15 protein-coding genes and 2 pseudogenes are annotated in these 17,459 nt (G+C 69.9%); 10 read left to right on the top strand and 7 right to left on the bottom strand.

Translation table 11 applies throughout. The features are described 5' to 3' along the window. Both GLX30_RS07320 and aroF read right to left on the bottom strand, forming a co-directional pair. Positions 1 to 1,098, bottom strand: coding sequence for an AMP-binding protein (locus GLX30_RS07320; RefSeq protein ID WP_159685053.1), 1,098 nt, complete (start codon positions 1,096 to 1,098; stop codon positions 1 to 3). A gap of 24 nt (positions 1,099 to 1,122) precedes the next feature. Beyond that, positions 1,123 to 2,159 (bottom strand): annotated as a pseudogene (gene aroF, locus GLX30_RS07315) (3-deoxy-7-phosphoheptulonate synthase). A gap of 256 nt (positions 2,160 to 2,415) precedes the next feature. Between aroF and GLX30_RS07310 the strand changes: the two are divergent. From GLX30_RS07310 to GLX30_RS07270, 10 genes and pseudogenes are all read left to right on the top strand, one after another. Then, on the top strand, positions 2,416 to 3,087 hold the full coding sequence (locus GLX30_RS07310; protein ID WP_159685050.1) for a cyclase family protein: 672 nt from the start codon (positions 2,416 to 2,418) through the stop codon (positions 3,085 to 3,087). Positions 3,088 to 3,122: 35 nt separating this feature from the next. Next, on the top strand, positions 3,123 to 3,578 hold the full coding sequence (locus GLX30_RS07305; protein ID WP_159685047.1) for a hypothetical protein: 456 nt from the start codon (positions 3,123 to 3,125) through the stop codon (positions 3,576 to 3,578). Between the two features lies 1 nt (position 3,579). After that, positions 3,580 to 4,926, top strand: a complete 1,347-nt coding sequence (locus GLX30_RS07300) for an aldehyde dehydrogenase family protein (RefSeq protein WP_244258053.1) — start codon at positions 3,580 to 3,582, stop codon at positions 4,924 to 4,926. Positions 4,927 to 4,987: 61 nt separating this feature from the next. Continuing rightward, complete coding sequence (locus GLX30_RS07295; protein ID WP_159685041.1) at positions 4,988 to 6,082, top strand: hypothetical protein; 1,095 nt, start codon at positions 4,988 to 4,990, stop codon at positions 6,080 to 6,082. A gap of 93 nt (positions 6,083 to 6,175) precedes the next feature. Then, positions 6,176 to 7,483, top strand: coding sequence for a multidrug effflux MFS transporter (locus GLX30_RS07290; protein ID WP_159685038.1), 1,308 nt, complete (start codon positions 6,176 to 6,178; stop codon positions 7,481 to 7,483). Positions 7,484 to 7,576: 93 nt separating this feature from the next. Beyond that, positions 7,577 to 8,776 (top strand): FAD-dependent oxidoreductase, encoded by a 1,200-nt coding sequence (locus tag GLX30_RS07285; RefSeq protein WP_159685035.1) that lies wholly within the window; start codon positions 7,577 to 7,579, stop codon positions 8,774 to 8,776. A gap of 23 nt (positions 8,777 to 8,799) precedes the next feature. Further along, positions 8,800 to 9,879 carry a histidinol-phosphate transaminase gene (hisC, locus tag GLX30_RS07280; RefSeq protein ID WP_159685032.1) on the top strand — a complete coding sequence of 360 codons (1,080 nt, stop codon included), beginning with the start codon at positions 8,800 to 8,802 and terminating at the stop codon, positions 9,877 to 9,879. Positions 9,880 to 10,329: 450 nt separating this feature from the next. Further along, positions 10,330 to 10,896: pseudogene (locus tag GLX30_RS35095) on the top strand (MFS transporter); the annotation flags it as partial. A gap of 92 nt (positions 10,897 to 10,988) precedes the next feature. Then, on the top strand, positions 10,989 to 11,198 hold the full coding sequence (locus GLX30_RS35090) for a hypothetical protein (protein ID WP_244258542.1): 210 nt from the start codon (positions 10,989 to 10,991) through the stop codon (positions 11,196 to 11,198). A gap of 318 nt (positions 11,199 to 11,516) precedes the next feature. Beyond that, positions 11,517 to 12,572 (top strand): alcohol dehydrogenase catalytic domain-containing protein, encoded by a 1,056-nt coding sequence (locus GLX30_RS07270; RefSeq protein WP_159685029.1) that lies wholly within the window; start codon positions 11,517 to 11,519, stop codon positions 12,570 to 12,572. A 269-nt stretch (positions 12,573 to 12,841) separates the two neighbouring features. On the opposite strand, the gene GLX30_RS07265 is transcribed toward GLX30_RS07270, so the two are convergent. From GLX30_RS07265 to GLX30_RS07245, 5 genes are all read right to left on the bottom strand, one after another. Then, the gene (locus tag GLX30_RS07265; protein WP_159685026.1) at positions 12,842 to 13,678 is read right to left on the bottom strand and encodes an endonuclease; all 837 of its coding nucleotides are present in this window, start codon (positions 13,676 to 13,678) and stop codon (positions 12,842 to 12,844) included. Positions 13,679 to 13,952: 274 nt separating this feature from the next. Next, a complete protein-coding gene (locus tag GLX30_RS07260) occupies positions 13,953 to 15,053 on the bottom strand; it encodes a catalase family protein (RefSeq protein WP_159685023.1) in 1,101 nt (366 codons plus the stop codon). Positions 15,054 to 15,221: 168 nt separating this feature from the next. Further along, the gene (locus GLX30_RS07255; RefSeq protein WP_208545561.1) at positions 15,222 to 16,031 is read right to left on the bottom strand and encodes a chitosanase; all 810 of its coding nucleotides are present in this window, start codon (positions 16,029 to 16,031) and stop codon (positions 15,222 to 15,224) included. Between the two features lie 37 nt (positions 16,032 to 16,068). After that, complete coding sequence (locus tag GLX30_RS07250; RefSeq protein WP_159685017.1) at positions 16,069 to 16,665, bottom strand: exonuclease domain-containing protein; 597 nt, start codon at positions 16,663 to 16,665, stop codon at positions 16,069 to 16,071. 133 nt (positions 16,666 to 16,798) lie between these two features. Next, entirely contained in the window at positions 16,799 to 17,458 is a 660-nt protein-coding gene (locus GLX30_RS07245; protein WP_159685014.1) for a response regulator transcription factor, read from the bottom strand. Position 17,459: the final 1 nt, after the last annotated feature.

Genomic DNA, 17,459 nt, shown 5'->3' with positions numbered 1-17,459 from the left:
CTAGTACACCCCTTCGACAGCGGTCTGGCCGTCGGCCACGATGAGGGGCCTGATGTCGGCCAGCCCGTCCTGGGGGTACTTCTCGGTGGGCGCGATGCGCAGCACGGAGTCGCGCTCCAGCGTCCAGGGGAGCAGCAGGTCCCGGGAGACGAGGCTGATCTTCGCCTGCCCCCGCTCGCCGTGGGCGACGGAGATGCTGGTGTTCTCGGGGTCCACCACCTTGACCCGGCTGAACGGGTGGAAGGGGATGAAGACACAGCGTTCGTCGTCCTGGCCGCCCTCACGGGGGCGCTGCGGGGCGATACCCATCATGGTGTTGCCGTACAGGCCGACTACGGCGGCATCGGGGAACAGTTCGTCCTCGAAGGCCCGGAGTGTCTCGGGGCTCACGCTGGTGCCGGCCCAGATGATGCCGCGCACCTTCCGCTGCACCAGATCCAGCAGCTTCTCGTCGGCGGCCAGTGCTTCGAGCACCGGCGGGGTGGCGAACAGGACGGAGACGGGCTGGGTGGACAGGATGTCGCGGGCCTGCGCCAGGATGTGCTTCACATAGCGGGCGGCCTCATCGGTCCGCCCCTGCTTCACGCTGTTCTTGACCCAGCGCGGGTCGAAGTCGATGTAGTGGCAGAACGTGCCGCGCATCTGCGCCAGCAGCCCGACGGAACGGCCGACGATGTGCGGCCCCGTGGGGCCGAGATGCAGCCAGTGGCCCTCGCCCTCGCCGGGAACCTTGTGATCGGCGAGAACCTCGCTCACCCAGTGGACGCCGTTGCGGCGCGACCGCGATTCCACGATGCGTTTGGGCCGCCCTGTGGTGCCACCGCTGTCGAAGACCTGGAAGTCCCAGCCCTCCCTGCCGATTCCCGCGGGGACCAGCGCGTCGACGGGAACGTCCTTCCATTCGTCGCTGACGTCCGGGAAGAGGTCGAGGTCGTCCCAGGTGTGGACGTCGGTGAGCGGGTTGAAGTCCAGTTCCGCCGCGCGCTTCACCCAGTACGGCGAGCCGGTGGCGGGGGAGAAGTGCCACCGCATCGCGGCGTGGATGAAGTCCTCCGGCGCGAGGTCGGCGGTTAACGGGTCGATGATGTGCTCGGACATGCGGTGACTCCAAGGAATGTGGGATCAGGCGAGGGAGTGGGTGAGGGCCGGCGACAGGGTGCGCCCGACGGCCTCCACGACCGGCTTGAGCCGGTCCATGAGGGTGCTGAACTGCTCACCGTCGAGAGCCTGAGCGCCGTCGCACATCGCGTTCGAGGCGTCCGTGTGGACATCGACGATCAGCCCGTCGGCACCGCACGCGGCCGCCGCCAGGGACATCGGCGCGACGAGGTGGGGCTTGCCCGTGCTGTGGCTCGGGTCGACGATCACCGGCAGATGGGTGAGCCGCTTGGCCTCGGCCACCGCGCTGAGGTCCAGGGTGAACCGGGTACCACGCTCGAAGCTGCGGATACCGCGCTCGCACAGGACGACGTCGCTGTTCCCCATGTGCAGCACGTACTCGGCTGCGAGCAGCCACTCCTCGATGGTGGCGGACATTCCGCGCTTGAGCAGGACGGGCCGTCCGGAGGCTCCCGCCTCGCGCAGCAACTCGAAGTTCTGCATGTTCCGCGCACCGATCTGGAGCATGTCGCTCTCCTCGGCGACGCCTTCCACGTCTTCCGGGGTCACGACCTCGGTGACGACCGGCAGGCCGGTCCGCTTCCGCTGCTCGGCGAGGAGGGTCAGTCCTGCGAGTCCCAGCCCTGAAAGCTGTACGGGGAGGTCCGGGGCTTGAACGCGCCGCCGCGCAGCATGACGGCGCCGCTCGCGACGACCGAGTCCACCACGGCGTTCATCTGCGCCGGGCTCTCGACCGCGCAGGGACCGGCGATGACGGCGAATCCGGTGCCGCCGAACACCGCTCCGCCGGCGGAGCGGAGCGTCACTTGGGTGTCCTCGGGACGGAACACACGGCTGGTCAACCGTTGCGATCCGGACACCGTCACCACCCGGTCGACGCCGGGCGCAGTTTCCAGAATGGTTGCCAATTCAGGCCCGTCGGTTCCTTCGGTGATTAGCGCTGTGACCCCCGCCACAGTGCTGGATATCGGAATCAGGCCACGGCTCCGAAGTAATTCACTTGCGGATTCAACCTGTTCGCGGGCAGCCTGCGGACTCATTACCACGATCATGGAAAGCCTTCCAAGGGACTGTCGGGATTGCTCCGGTAGAGCTCAGGGGGGTGCCGCCCAGTCGCGGTTGTGGCATCGCCATCACTGAGTCTTGTCCCCCCGGAAAGATCTGCAATCGGACAGTAGTTCAGAAGTGAGGGGATTGCCAAGCGCATTGTTCCTGTGCTGTCATCGCCGTGCCGTCCTCAGGCAGGGCGTATGCCGTTGGCCGAAAACTGAACGAAATGAACAGCGGGGGTACAGCATGAAGATGGTCGATATCAGCCAGGGTTGGTACGAGGGTATGCCTTCCTACAACGCCTCGTGGTATCCGAAGTTTGGTATACGTAAGGCGATGTCCCCGGAGACCGACCCGGCCGGTGTCGGTCGGACCTTCTCCGACCTGCAGATTTTCCCGCACAACGGGACTCATGTGGAATCGGGATTCCACTTCTACGAGAACGGCGCGAAAATCGACGAGGTCCCGCTGGAGACCTTCGTCGGCCGGGTGGTCATCGCGGACCTCTCCGACCACCGCGACCTCGACCCCGTCACCGGCGACGAACTGGAGAAGGCGGTCCGCGACGTATGGCAGGCCGGCGATCGCCTGCTGATCCGTACCGACCACCCGAACCGGTACCTGGGCCGCGAGGACTACTGGGACAAACCGCCCTATCTCACCCTGTCCTCGGCGGACTGGATGGTCGAGAACGACGTCGCCCTCGTGGGCATGGACTGCATCACCGAGCGGCCGGACGACCGTAGTGGGCAGGTGCACCGGCGGCTTCTGGCCGCCAACATCCCGATCCTGGAGAACATCCAGAACCTTGACCGGATCACCAGCCAGGTCGCTCATCTGATGGCGCTCCCGGTCAAGATTTCCGGAGTGGAAGCTGCTCCGGCGCGCGCTGTGGTGTTCGACGGGTGGCCGGTCTGACGCCCTCGGCGGAACACGCACACAAGGGGGTTCACATGGCTGGAAAACTGACAGCCGTTTGTCTTGAAGAGGTAGGGAGCCGAACGGCTGCCGCCGTCGACGAAGAAATAGAAGCGGCGCTGAATCGGCTCGGGGCTCGATTACAGGACATCGGCGAGAGCGACCGAGTCGTCGTCAAGGCGGATACGTTCCGGCGGGCACCGGGTCTCCGGGCGTGCCCGGAACTTCCGGCAGCGCGCGCGTCCGCGCGCGGCTTCGAAGTGTTGATTGCCGAGCGCACTGAGGTTTTGCAGGAAAGACTCGACGCCCTCCATGGACATCGCGAAGCCGACGTATATCTGGAGGGTTTCCCTCCGCAGGCGATCCGGACGACCGGAATCCGCTATTCGATGGGCCATGACGTCCAGGAGCGCACCCGGTTCCGGGTCACGACCCGGCTCTCGGATGATTCCCGTCCCCTTTCCTGGTCGGCATCAGAGGAGTTGGTCTGACGTGTTGTCCATACCCGTGCTCCGTGACGGGGAGGAGCGGAATTCCCGCGACACGCGTGTCCTGCACGGCGTGAACGGCGTCCCTCTCGCGACCGTCCACGAAGCTCCCGCCCTGGTGACCGGACTCACGGTCAAGCGCATGCGCGAAGCACCGCGGATGGCACGAGACGAGCGCCTCGCGGTGCTGGCCGACGCGGGCCGCCGGTTCGCCGAGGCCACCCTGGGCGGACAGACCCCGGAGGAGTACTGCCGCGTCCAGGCACTCGTCTCCGGCGTGCCGATCCGGGTGGCTCGCCAGACCCTCGGTCGGATGCGGGACGACTGCGGGCTGCTCGGCGACGTCGTGGCGAAACAGTGCCCCGTCGGCGCCGGCCGCACGGCCCGCTGGGTGCGCCGCGGTTCGGTCTTCGGTGTCGTGGCCCCCAGCAACCACCCGGCCACACACGGAGCCTGGCTCCAGGCCGTGGCGCTGGGGTACCGGGTCGTGGTGCGTCCGGGCACCCGTGACCCCGTCACCCCGCTGCGTCTGATACGGGCGCTGCTGGAGGCGGGGCTCGATCCCGGGTGGATCAGTCTGCTGCCCGGTCCCCACGCGGCCGCCGACGCTCTCATGGACGCGGCCGATCTGTCCCTGGTCTACGGCAGCGAGGCCACGGTGGCCCGGCTGCGCGGCAACGCCCGGGTGCTGGTCCGCGGTCCCGGCCGGAGCAAGATCCTCGTGGACGGCCCGGTCGACGAGGCGGGACTGGACCACCTTGTCGCCGAGATCTCCGCCGACGGTGGAGTGCGGTGCACCAACACCACCGCCGTCTTCACCTCGGGCGACCACCGCGCCCTGGCCGAAGCGCTGGCCGAGAGACTGGCCGCGCTGCCGGGCCTTCCGGTCACCGATGACCGGGCGGTCCTCCCCGTCCGCCCGCGCAAGGAGGCCGAAGGCCTGCGGGCGGCTCTCCACCGGGCCACGCAGGGTGCCGTCGATCTGACGGAGCGGTACTACGAGGCGGACGGCGGTCCGGTGACCGTCGTCGACGAGGATGCCGCGGCGCTGCGGCCCGCGGTGATGTGCGTGGACCGGTCCGACCACCCTGGGCTGGGCACGGAACTGCCGTTCCCCTGCGTATGGGTGGCGCCCTGGGAGCCGTCGGAAGGCATCGGCCCGCTGGACGACTCCTTGGCCCTGACCCTGCTCACCGACAACGCCGCGCTCGTCGATGAGGCCCTGGACACCCCCGGCATCCGCACGGTCCTGCACGGCAGGGTCCCGCGCTGGTGGCGGGATCCGTATCTGCCGCACGACGGGTACCTCGGGCAGTTCCTCATGGAGGCGCGTGGTTTCGCCGGATCGTGAAACCAGCGTTGCCCCTGACCGACCGCTCCCAGGTCATTCCGAAGACAGTGAGGTGATTGACATGTCTGCTGCCTGTCCCGACATCCCGATCGTCGTCCTTCCCGAGAACAACATGGTGCGCGGCCGCACCCGCCCCGCCGCACCGGTCGCTGCCGCTCTCACCGCGGCGACCGACGCGCTGATGCGTCTGCATGGCGAGCTGTTGAACCCGGCGGGAGCCGGCGACGCGGCCCGCAAGGCGATGGACGCGGCGGTGGAGGAGAACGACCGGCTCGCCGTCGAGGCCATGGTCGTCCCGATGGATGCCGCGGCGCTGAAGCCGATCGTTCCCAACCACGAGTACTTCGGGGTCCGCACGGCGCCGGTCGACGACGCCCGCCTGGTCTCGGAAGTGACCACGATCATCGCGCGGTCGCTGCGCGATCTGCGCAACGCGCGGCTGGATCTGAACGATCAGGCCTACGAGGTCCACGCCATGGCCAAGATTCTGGAGGGCCTGGTTCCGAGCGACGGCGCCGCGGCGCAGTGGGACGAAGCCCCCGTGGGGGGTGAGGCCCCGTATGTTCCGGGCGACGACGAGCTGACGCGGTGGGTCATCACCCACCACTTCTACTTCGTGCTCAACCTTGCGGCGGCCGACGCCGTCTCCCGGGCGACCGCCGGGCTGGCGGACGGGGACCGCGACGCGGCATTCGACGCCCTCCAGGAGTCCATCGCCTATGTCCGTGGCTTCACCGCGGCCATGATCCACTCCGGGGACATGTCGGCTCCGTGCTATGACGCGAAGGTCCGGCCGACCATGCAGCCGCCGGCCGTGCCGGTGGCACTCACCGGCCGGACTCAGCCTGAGCACAAGGCGTTCAGGAAGGCCATGCGGAACCTCGTCAAGGCCTCCCCGCAGACCTTCGCGGAAATGGCGGCGACCGACCCCGAGCTGGCGCTCGCCCGCGACGCGCTGCTCGAGGCCGATCTGCAGGACATCGAGCGGCACATCAGTGTGACGGCCGCTCTGGTCGGTGACGACCGCTCGATCGTCCAGGGTGAGGCCTCGGCCGAGAGCGCGATCGGTGTGCTGCGAACCATGCGGCACTCCCGGGCGGAGCTGTACCGCGACCTGATGAGGTTCGGTGACCCGGTCGCCCTCATCGAAACCTGAACAACACCGAGTTGACCGGACGGTCCGGCCGGGGCGTCCTCGCCGTCGGCCCCGGCCGGACCCGCCGGCCCCCGTCCCCCTGAAGGGAACAGCGTGACGAAGACCGCACAAGACCGTGGCGAGGCACCTCCGTTCACTCTTGTGGCGACCCTGGCCGCGCTGTCCGCGCTCGGCCCACTGTCGATCGACATGTACCTCCCGGCGCTGCCCGAGCTGGGCAGGGACCTTGGCGGCGGCGCCTCACTGATCCAGCTCACCCTCACCGCCTGCCTGGTCGGGCTCGCGCTCGGCCAGGCGCTGGCGGGCCCCGCAAGCGATCTGCTGGGACGGCGCCGACTGCTGCTCGGCGGCATCATCGGCTACACCACGGCGTCGCTGCTGTGCCTCATCGCGCCGAACGTCTGGCTCCTGATCGTGTTCCGGCTGTTCCAGGGCGCCGCCGGCGGCACCGCGATCGTGATCGCCCGCGCCGTGGTCCGGGACCGGAACGAAGGGGCCGCGGCTGCCCGCTTCTTCGCCAGCCTCGTCCAGGTCAGCGCGCTCGCGCCGATCGTGGCGCCACTGGCCGGCGGAGCGCTGCTCCAGGTCATGCCCTGGCGCGGGCTGTTCGCTGTCATCACCGGGCTCGGCGCGGTACTGGTCGTCGTCGTGTACCGCTCCATGCCCGAGACGCTGGCCCCCGAGGACCGTCGCGGCGACGGGCCGAAGGCCGTACTCGTGACGTTCGGCAAGCTGGCCGCCGACCGGGCCTTCGCGGGATACATGCTCACCGGCGGGCTGGCCTTCGCCGCGATGTTCACCTACATCTCCGGTTCGCCGTTCGTCATCCAGGAGGTCTACGGCCTTCCCCAGCTGGCGTTCGCCGGCATCTTCGCGGCGAACGGCGTGGGCATCGTCATAGCCGGCCGCGTCGGCGCCCGGCTGCTGGATCGGCACGGTTCCCGCCGGCTGCTCGGCATCGGTCTGGCCATCGCCGCCGTGGGCAGTCTGACCGTGCTGAGTTCGCTGGCGGCCGGGCTCTGGACGCTGCTCCCCGGCCTGTTCCTGGTGGTTGCGCCGATCGGGCTCATCCTGCCGAACTCGATGGCTCTCGCGCTGTCCGGGCGCCCGCCGCGGATGGCGGGCACCGCCTCGGCTCTCATGGGGCTGGCCCAGTTCGCCCTCGGCGGACTCGCCGCCCCGATGGCCGGCCTCGGCGGTTCCGACACCTCGGTCCCGATGGTCCTGGTCATCGTGGTCCTGAGCCTGTCCGCCCTCGCCGCCTTCCGGCTGACCCCGCGCCCGCCGGTGACCGATGAGCCGCGCCGAGGGGCACAGTCGCGGCGAAACCGCGGCCGGCTGCGCCGGCGCGGAGAGGAAGGGGCAGTTCGCCGTGGCCATACGCGCCGCGCTCGGCCTTGACCGAGCAGCAGCGCCTCTCGGCCCCTTCACAGGACCGCCCTGGGGCCTGCCCCCTCTCCCTCATTCCCTCAATCTGCCCGGAGAACTAGCACCTTGACCCTGGACAACGTCCTCGTCGTCGGCGGCGGACTCGCCGGCTCGCACGTCGCCGCGGCACTCCGCGCCCGCGGCTACCGGAAGGCGCTCACTCTCGTCGGTGCGGAACCCCACCCGCCGTACGACCGCCCGCCGCTCACCAAGTCGGTGCTGGCCGGCGATGAAGGGGACACTTCATTCCCCACCGACTGGGCGAACCTGGGAATCGACCTGCGCCTCGGTGAACGCGCCGAGGCCCTCGACCTGCATGACCACCTGCCAGGCGGCGTTCTGAAGACGACGGCGGGCGCACTCGCCTTCGGGGGGCTGGTCCTCGCGACCGGCGCGGAGCCTGTCCGGCTGCCCGGCGAGGGGCAGCAGTACGTGGTCCGCACCGTGGACGACGTGCGGGCGCTGCGCCCGCTGCTGCGGCCGGGCAAGCACCTCGCGCTCGTCGGCGCAGGTTGGATCGGCGCCGAGGTCGCCACGATCGCGGCCGCGAAGGGATGCCGGGTCACGGTCCTGGAGGCTGACCGGGCTCCGCTCGCCGCCGCGGTCGGCGCCCGGATCGGCGCATGGACGGCCCCCTGGTACGCGGAGGCCGGGGTCGCCCTGCGCTGTGGAACGGCCGTCACCTCCGTTGACTCCGGCGGACTGCGCCTGACCGATGGGGAGTTCATCGCGGCGGACGTGGTGGTGGTGGGTGTCGGCGCCCGCCCCGCGGTCGGCTGGCTCAGGGACTCCGGTCTGGAGATCGCGCGCGGCGTGGTCGTCGACGAGTCCCTGCGTACCGCGCGGCCCGAGGTGGTCGCTCTCGGCGACTGCGCCGCCTGGTGGTCACCGCGGTACGGGCGGCACATGGTGGTCGAGCACTGGGACACCGCGCTGAAGGCGAGCGAACTGGCCGCCGCCGCGCTGCTCGGCGAGGACGTGTGCCATGACCCGGTTCCGTACTTCTGGTCGGAGCAGTTCGGCCGGATGGTGCAATACGCGGGTGACCACCAGGGCGCCGACCAGGTGGTGCTGCGCGGCTCGCCGGAGGACACGGAGTGGGCGGTCCTGTGGCTGGAAGGGGATCGCCTCGTCGCGATCCTCGCCGTGAACCGCCCCCGCGACCTGGTGCAGGCACGCCGCGCCCTCACCACCGGCTGCGTGGTCGACCTTTCGGCCGCCACCGACCCCGGCACCCCGCTGCGCGACGCCCTGCGCGCACCATGAACGACCCCGAAGGGACCCTTCTCATGACCACCCAGCAAGAACTGCCCCGGTTCCGCGCCGCCGTGCGCGGACTCGTGAGCTACCGGCCCGAGAAGCCGGCGCTCTCCCCGGAGGGCCGTTCCTACGCCCTCGCCGCCAATGAGACGCCGTTCGGCCCACTGCCGAAGGTGGCACGGGCGATCCAGGAGCAGATCGAGGGCATCAACCGCTACCCCGACAACAGCGGCCAGGCCCTCACCGCAGAGCTCGCGGAGCGGTTCGGGGTGGAACCGGACGGCATCGCACTGGGCTGCGGTTCGGTGGGCGTCGCTCAGCAGCTGATCACCGCCGTCGCGGACCCGGGTGACGAAGTCCTCTACGCCTGGCCCTCGTTCGAGGCGTACCCGCTCCTCACCCGGCTCGCCGGGGCGGTTCCCGTCGCGGTGCCGCTGCGTGAGAACGTCCATGATCTTTCGACGATGGCGGAGCACCTCACCGACCGCACCCGGCTGGTCTTCGTCTGCAACCCGAACAACCCGACCGGGACGGTCGTCGGCCGCGCGGAGCTGGAGGAGTTTCTGGGACGCGTGCCTCCCGGCTGCCTCGTCGTCCTGGATGAGGCGTACCACGAGTACGTGCGCGGCGAGGAGGTCCCCGACGGGCTCTCCCTCTTGCCCGGCCGCCCTCACCTCGTCGTCCTGCGCACCTTCTCGAAGGCGTACGGACTGGCAGGGCTGCGCATCGGCTACGCGGCCGGCCACCCCGAGGTGATCGGCACCCTACGCAAGGCCTACCTGCCGTACAGCGCGGGCAGTGTCGCGCAGGCGGCTGCGATCGCGGCGCTGCGCTCGGGGGACGAGGTGGCGAGGAGGACGGACATCATCGCGGCAGAACGCACGCGCCTCGCCGCCGCGCTCGAGGCACGGGGATGGCGCGTACCTGCGAGCGAGGCCAATTTCCTGTGGCTGCCGCTCGGTGAGCGCGCCACCGCCTTCGGCGCGCACTGCGCGACCGCTGGTGTCTCGGTACGGGCCGTGGCGGGCGCCGGGGTTCGTGTGACCCTGGGCCTGCCTGCCGACAACGACGCTTTCCTGGCGGTGGCCGCGTCCTTCCCCCCTGTTTGACTCGCACCTACTGGGAGCCGGCGGTGTACCGGCTCGAAATGGGGGACGCATGTCCTTTCTCCGCCCTCGCTTCCCGGGCGAACGCGCCCTGGTCTCCGGAATCGCCGTGGACGCGGTCGGCTCCGGGATGTACATCCCCTTCAGCCTGGTGTTCTTCCGTCATGTGACCGGACTGCCGCTACCGGTGATCGGCATGGTGCTCACCGTCACCGGGCTCGTGGGCATCGCCGCCGTCCCCGTGGTGGGCATTGCGGTGGACCGCTTCGGCGCCCGCACCATGCAGATCTCCGTGTACGTCGTGCGGGGGGTGAGCTTCGCCTGCTTCCCGCTCGCCGACGCACTGCCGGTCTTCGCCGTCGTCGCGCTCCTCACCTCGGTGGGAACACGCGCCTTTCCCCCGTCCAGGAAGCGCGGATCGCCGAACTCGCCGAAGGTACCGAACGGGACCGCTTGCAGGCTCTCAGCCGCAGCCTGGGCAACGCCGGGCTCGGCGCGGGCACTCTGCTGGCCTCCGTCGTCATCGCCACCTCGGGCGGTTTCGGTTACACGGTCACCGCGTGGCTCAACGGAGCGAGCTTCCTCGTCGCGGGCTTCCTCGCCGCGCGCCTACCGGCCGCGCCGCCCCGCCGCCCGGCGGGCCCGCGGGTACGTGGCGGTGGCTACCGGGTCGTCGCCAAGGACCGGCCCTTCCTCGGCCTCGTCTGCGCCAACCTGCTCGTCGTCCTCGGCTTCTCGGCGCTCACCACGCTGCTCCCGCTGTACGCGACGGGCTGGCTGGACGTGCCCGAAGGGCTCGTCGGCAGCGCCTTCCTGCTCAACACCGTGGTGTGCGCGGTCCTGGGTGTCCCCGTCGCCGCCCTCACTCGGCGCTGCTTCACCACCCGCCCCCGGGCCGCCGCCGTCGGTGCCGCACTCTTCTCCCTCTCTTTCCTTGCCCAGGCGGCGCTCGGCACCGTCCGGCCGCACGGCGTTCCGCTCCTGCTCGCAGGACTACTGGGTGCGGTTCTCGTCATGACGGTAGGTGAGATGGTGTACACCCCCTCAGCCGGAGCGCTGTCGCAGTTCGCCGCCCCCAGCGGCTGCGTGGCCGCTATCTCGCCACCTACCAGTTGTCCTGGTCACTGGCGTACGCCCTGGGCCCGACGGTTTTCACCTCGCTGCTCACCGTCGACGGCCGGCTGCCGTGGCTGCTCGTGGCAACCACGGCGGCACTCGGCTCGCTCCTGCTGGTGCGCGTCGAGCGCCACCTTCCGGCCGACGCCGTCGCTTTCGTCCCCACCCCCGCTGCCGGGACCACGACCACGACCGCCGCCAAGTGATCCCGGGCCTCTACCCCGCACACGCAGGGTCATGGAGACAAGACATGGACCGCATCACATCGACCGAGGAGTACCGCAGAACAAGATGCGACAGTCAGGTGCGGCGGATCATCACGGGCGTCACCGGGCTCATCGGGGCGCAGTGTCCGGAACCGCCCCTCCACTGCCCGCGAGATCGTGGTGGCGTCGCCATCGGCGCCCACGTCGATGTGCTGCTCCACGAGGCGCCGGCTCACTCTGCGTGCACCCGCCGCCCGAACGACCGCACCGCCCCTCGTACCGAAGCGCTTCCGGCACCGTCCCAAGGAGATCACTGTCATGAGAGCCGCTGTATTCCACGGCAGGCGCGACGTCCGGGTCCAGGAGTGGCCTGACCCCCCGGCCCCCGGGCCCGGGGAGATCCAGCTCGCCGTGGTGCGCGCGGGTATCTGCGGCACCGACGTCGAGGAGTACGCCTCCGGCCCGCACCTCGTCCCGCTCGCCGAGCCGCACTTCGCGAGTGGTCACCAGGGCCCGCTGGTCATCGGCCACGAGATGGTCGGCGAGGTCGTCGCGACCGGCCCCGGCGTCGACGCCTTCACAGCAGGTGATCTGGTCGTTCCGGGCTCCGGGGTCTCGTGCGGAAACTGCCGCTGGTGTGCGCAGGGGCGGACCAACATCTGCGGGCGGTACTACACGCTAGGGCTGCATGTGGACGGCGGGCTCGCCGAGCGGGTCAACGTCCCGGCCGGGATCAGCCGTTCGGTGGGCGGGCTCGCCCCTGATGTCGCGATCATGGCGCAGCCGCTCGCCGTGGCCCTGCGGTCGGTACGCGGCATCGCTCCCGAGCCGGGCAGGACCGTCGTGGTGATCGGCCTGGGCGGCATCGGATCGCTTGCGGTGGCCGCCTGCACGGCCCGGGGAGTCGCGACCATCGGCGTCGACGTCTCGGCCGCCCGGCGGGAGACGGGGCGCCGTGCCGGCGCGGGGCTGCTGATCGACGCCTCGCGTGAGGACGCGGCCACCGCGATCAGAGCTGCGACGGCTGGGGTCGGCGCGGACGTGGTGATCGAGGCCTCGGGAGCGACTGCCGGCCTCGTGACCGCGATGAACGCGGTCTGCCGGGGCGGGCATGTCCGCCTGGTCGGCCTCCACCGCGACCCCTCGCCGCTCGATCTGACCCGGCTGGTCCTGGAGGAGATCACGCTCGACACCTCGAAGGTCCACGTCTGCGATCAGGACCTCCCCGAGGCACTGGCCCTGCTCACCGCGCATCCGGAGATCGCCACGACCGCGCTCGACGAGGTCATCTCCCTGGACAGGCTTGTCCCCGACGGCCTCGAACGCATCGAGCGAGGGGACGCCAAGGGCAAGATCGTCGTCCGCCTCCAGTAGGACTTCGCAGGTCACCGCCTTCTCATCGCCCGCGCCTCGACCGCCGAGGGCGGGGGCCGGCTTGCGTTCGGTTCAGGATCGTGGAGGACCACTGCTCCCCGTCCTCGCGCCGATGTTTGGCGGCACGCCGCTGACCAGAGCAACCGCCGGACGTGGTGGCGGGGTGCCGCATCCCGCGGCCACGCACCGATCCACAGTGCCTGCGCACGCAGCCGCGCCGGGGCGCCCGGGTATCACCCCAGGCGCCCCGGCCCCGCAGAGGGAAGGCTTCAGCCCCAGATCGCGGTGACCCACTCGGGGTGGTCGACGAACGGGTTCCGGTTGTGCTGGAAGTCGTCGTAGATCACCTGGTTGCGCCTCTCCTCGAAGGCGTCCGGCGGGTCCTGCTCGTTCCACTGCTTCAGTACGGACAGCCGGCCGTGGTACGGCATGGACCCGTTGTTCACCTGGTCGTTGACCTCAAGGTCGGCGAAGGCGTCGTCGCCCTCGTAGCGCACCGCCATGTAGAAGATCATGCGGGCGACGTCGCCCTTGACCGCGTCGCGGGGCTCGAACGAGTCGCTGTCGGTGTAGTTGCCCGGTGCCTCCCCGACCTGGGAGCCTCCCATGTCGAAGTCCTTGTTGCCGCGGGTGCTGTTCACCGACACGTCGGTGGGCCGCAGGTGGTGGATGTCCGTACCCGGGCCGGTGGCGGTGTCGAAGTCGCCGTGCGACTTCGCCCAGGTGTGCTCGCGGTTCCACTGGTCGGGGTCGCCGCCGTTGGAGGACTTGCTCTGGGAGCGGCCGGTGTAGAGCAGGATCACGTTGGCCGAGTCGGCGGGATCCTCGTCGGTGGCCTTGAGCGCGTCCCAGACCTGGGAGTAGGACAGTTTGGTCTGGTCGCTGATGATGGTGTGGAGGGAGTCCTTGAGGTCCTGTCCGGTCCTGCCGATAGCGTCCTGGTAGTAGGTGTCGTCGTACACCGACGTGGGCGCGGCCGAGTCGGCTGTCCCGTCGGCTGCGGGCGCGGAGATCGCCGTCGCCGAGCCGGTCGCGGCGACCGCCAGCGACAAGCCGCCTATGACCAGGGCGAGATGCTTCCAGCGGGTGACTGGTGTGGGGGGCATGTACGTCCTCTTCTCGGGCCTGCACCGCCCACGGCAACGCGCGTAGAACACGGGCGGCACGACCGAACTCTCATTCGGTTGCGAAGAGTCTGCCCGTGGCCGGGCAAGGAGACATGAAGACGGCGCAGTGGTTGCGCGAAGAGAGCGTGAAGCTGGCTTACGGTCAGCCGAGCTGTGTGCGCCGGGCGTTCCGTCCTCGGGGGCGCCCCCTCTGCCGGCCTCGTGGACATTCCCTGCGACGGCTCGGTCCAGCGGCTCGGCGCTGCTCCGCGGCTCAGCCCAGCAGCTCGGCGCTGCTCCGCGGCTCCACCCGCGGCTGCCCGTTGATGCGGTGGCGCTCGACGGAGGAGCGGCGGTAGACCTCCTCGCGGACCCGCTGGATCTCGCCGATCGGCCGGTGGTCCTCGCGCACGCGCCACGGGGTGATCGAAGTGCCGTCCGCGGCCGTGAGGTTGTCCGCGCCGCCGATGTCCTGGCGCGGAATGTCGATCCTGGCGACGCTCGCCCACGGGGAGAGCTGCTCGGGCCACTCCACCGAGGTGTTGTCGACCGGCATGCGGGTCAGGTCGGTGTTCAGCTGCACCTGGAGCTCGAAGGCGTGGTCGCGCTCGGCCGCCTCTGCCACCAGCGTGTTGCGGAACGACTCGCCGTCCGCCAGGACGTCGACGTCGAGGTTGCCGACCGGCGTGACGGGCACGGTGCGCAGCTTCGCGATGTGGTCGCCGTAACGGAAGGCGCCCATGCTGTTGTAGGTGTACGAGAGCAGGTTCTGCCGCTGGACCTTGGTGAAGGACAACATCGCGAACAGCTCGTCCCACAGCCACTCGTCCGCCGTCCCCAGCGTCCCGCGCCGGGTGAGGAACTCGCCCATCCAGGACTTGCGCCGCGCCGGGTCCACCAGGGCGTCCGGCAGTTCGGAGAACAGCTCCTCGATCACCATGTAGTCGTAAGCGGTGTTCGCGAAGAAGACGTTGTTGTTGATCAGGTTGAGGTCGAACGTGGTGGCCTCGGACTCGTCGGTCAGCAGTGACGTGCCGGGCACGCCGAACATCTTGATCCCCATGCCGCACGCCGCGCCCAGCAGCGAGTCGGCCCGCAGGTGACCGAGCCCGTTGGAGTAGCGGACCACGGCGTCGTAGGTCGCCGGCTCGGTGAAGACGCCTTGAGCGTACGGGCCCTCCATCTCACTCACCGTGACCGTGGCCTTCATCAGTCCGTAGGTCTTGCCGTGCGCCGTCCTGACGGCCCGGCCGGCCTTCTGCCGGTCGACGGACCCGCGGGTGCGGTCCGCGACCTGCTGGACGACTTCGTCCAGTTCCTCTTGGTAAGTGGGTCGTTCGACGGGTTGGTAGGTCTCGAACCTGACGAATTCCATGGAGATTCTCCTCCTCGCGCGAAGCGGTGCGCCGCGCCGCTCGCCGCGTCCCTGCCTCGATGCGTTCAATATAGTGCTCAATTCAGTTGCGCACAATGTAACTGCTTGTGATGGTCCCAACGTCGTCCGTCAAGAGGTCCGGCCCGCCTGGTTCCGGGCGGCCGCTGTTCATTCCGCGGGCGGGGCCGCCGTCGCGCCGATGTGGTAACTGTCGCCGTAGACCCGCCAGTTCAGCGGCGGCTCGAGGTCGAAGTTCCCCTCCCGTACGAACACCCGCTGGGCCGTCTCCACCCGGCTCGAGTCGGTGTGCGACGGCTCCTTGCGGATCGCCTCGACGCGGGCGTCCAGGAAGGCGTTCAGGTACTCCTCCTCGTCGCCGCCCTCTGCGGGCGACTCCGCGCCGGCCAGGGCCTTCTCCCGCAGTGCGCGAAAGCCCGTGGAACTCTCCGAGCTGTCGGAACCGTGCATGACGTACGCGTCGAAGTAGATCAACTGCCCCAGCGCGCCGAGCCCGTCCTGCTCGGCCCGGCGGACGGCGGGCAGCAGGTACGTCTCGTCCCGCTCGGCGTCCTGGGCCGCCCGGAACGCCGCGTCGGACGTCGCGGCCCGCTCCCATGCCCTGGTGAAGGGCTTGCCCAGTCCCTCGTGCGAGTCGCTGCCCTCGACCGCCCGCAGCGCGGGCAGGAAACGCTCCAGGGCGTTGCCCGGCCTGGCCTGCGCGTAGCGCTCGACCACCGCGAGCATGTCGCCGGTGCCCGAGCAGAAGCCGATGATGCCGGCGGTGTAGCCGCGGCCGTCGCCGATGTCCTCGATGTACGTGTACTGCGCCTTCCAGTCCAGCGTGGAGTTCTCCGCACTGGAGACGATCCGCATCGCGATGTCCATCTTCGCGGCGTCCTCCAGTCCGTCCCCGCTCCCGGAGTCGTCGCCCGTGCAGGCGGTGCACGCCCCCACGGCGATCAGGAACGCGAGCAGCATGCGCAGTACAGACTTCACGACGGACCCCCTCCCGGGGTCACGCCCCCGGCCATACCATCAGATTACTGAACAGCTCCGCCTGCTCGATCGCGTCGTCCAGGGCATGGTGGGTGTGCCGCCGGGCCGACAGCAGCTCACGCGGCATCGCGGACTTCGTCACCGCCCGCAGCGGCAGCCGCGCCTTCACCGCGTACAGCGTCTTCATGTCGAAGCACCCGGAGTGCCCGAACGGGCTCGCCCCGGTGAACCGCAGCAGGTACCAGTACAGGAACGTCCAGTCGTACGAGGCCGGGTAGCCGCACATCACCGGCTGCGCCCCTCCGTACGCCTCGCACACCTCGCGCACCCAGTCGCCGAACGCGGCCATGGCCGCCGCCGGTTCGCTGCCCTCGGCCGTCAGCCGATCCCGGTCCAGGCCGCTCACGGCCAGTGCCTGGGGTACGAAGTCCTCGCTGATGGGCCGCAGTTCACGGTAGAACGTGTTCTTCTCCGGGTCGGCCGGCTCGTACCCGGCGACGTCCTGGCGGCCGGCCACGGCGGCGCCGAAGCTGAGCATCGAGTACGGGCCCGGAATCGGCCCGTCGGCCTCGACGTCGACGGAGAAGTAGAGGCTGGGCTTCACTCGGCGTGTCATGCCAGGAGCATCGCATCAGCGTCCCTCCCGGTTCATCACCTTTCCGGCCGGTGCGGGCCGTCCGCCCTGTCCGCGGGCCCCCGTGCCGCCGACCATGGTCCGACCGGCCCGGTGGGGGCGTGATGCCGTGGGCTCACGGTTCGATCAGACCGGCCCGGATGGCGTAGCGGGTGAGTTCCAGCCTGTCCTTGAGCCCGAGTTTCTGCAGCAGGTTGGCGCGATGGCGTTCGACGGTCTTGGCGCTGATGACGAGAAGGCCGGCGATCTCCTTCGAGGAGTGGCCTTCGGCGACGAGCTTGAGGATCTCTTCCTCCCGGTCGGTGACGGCTTTGGCCGGCAGGTGGTCGCCGTCTTGGGCGCGGTCGAGATAGTTGCGGATGAGGGCGGTGACGGCTCCGGGGTAGAGGAAGGGTTCGTCGCGCATCGCGGCGCGGCAGGCTTCGACGAGGTCGCGGTCGGCGACGGATTTGAGGACGTAGCCGGCGGCTCCGGCTCTGAGTGCTTCGAAGAAGTACTGCTCGTTGTCGTACATGGTCAGGATGAGGATGCGCACGTCCGGCTGGTCGCGGGAGAGTTCGCGGGCGGCCTGCAACCCCGTGAGGCGGGGCATCGCGATGTCGAGGATGGCGAGGTCGGGCCGTTCGGCGCGGGCCTTGTCGAGAGCTTCGGCCCCGTCGCCCGCCTCGGCGACGACGGTCAGGTCGGGTTCGTTGTCGAGGATGAGCCGGACCCCGCGGCGGACCAGTGCGTGGTCGTCGGCGAGCAGGATCCGGGTCTTCGTCGGCTCGGGCATG

Origin of the sequence: Streptomyces sp. Tu 2975 (assembly GCF_009832925.1) — a bacterium.
In the GTDB taxonomy this organism is placed as follows: domain Bacteria; phylum Actinomycetota; class Actinomycetes; order Streptomycetales; family Streptomycetaceae; genus Streptomyces.
Note: the sequence above shows the minus strand (reverse complement) of the source record. Positions and strands in the feature narration are given on the sequence as shown.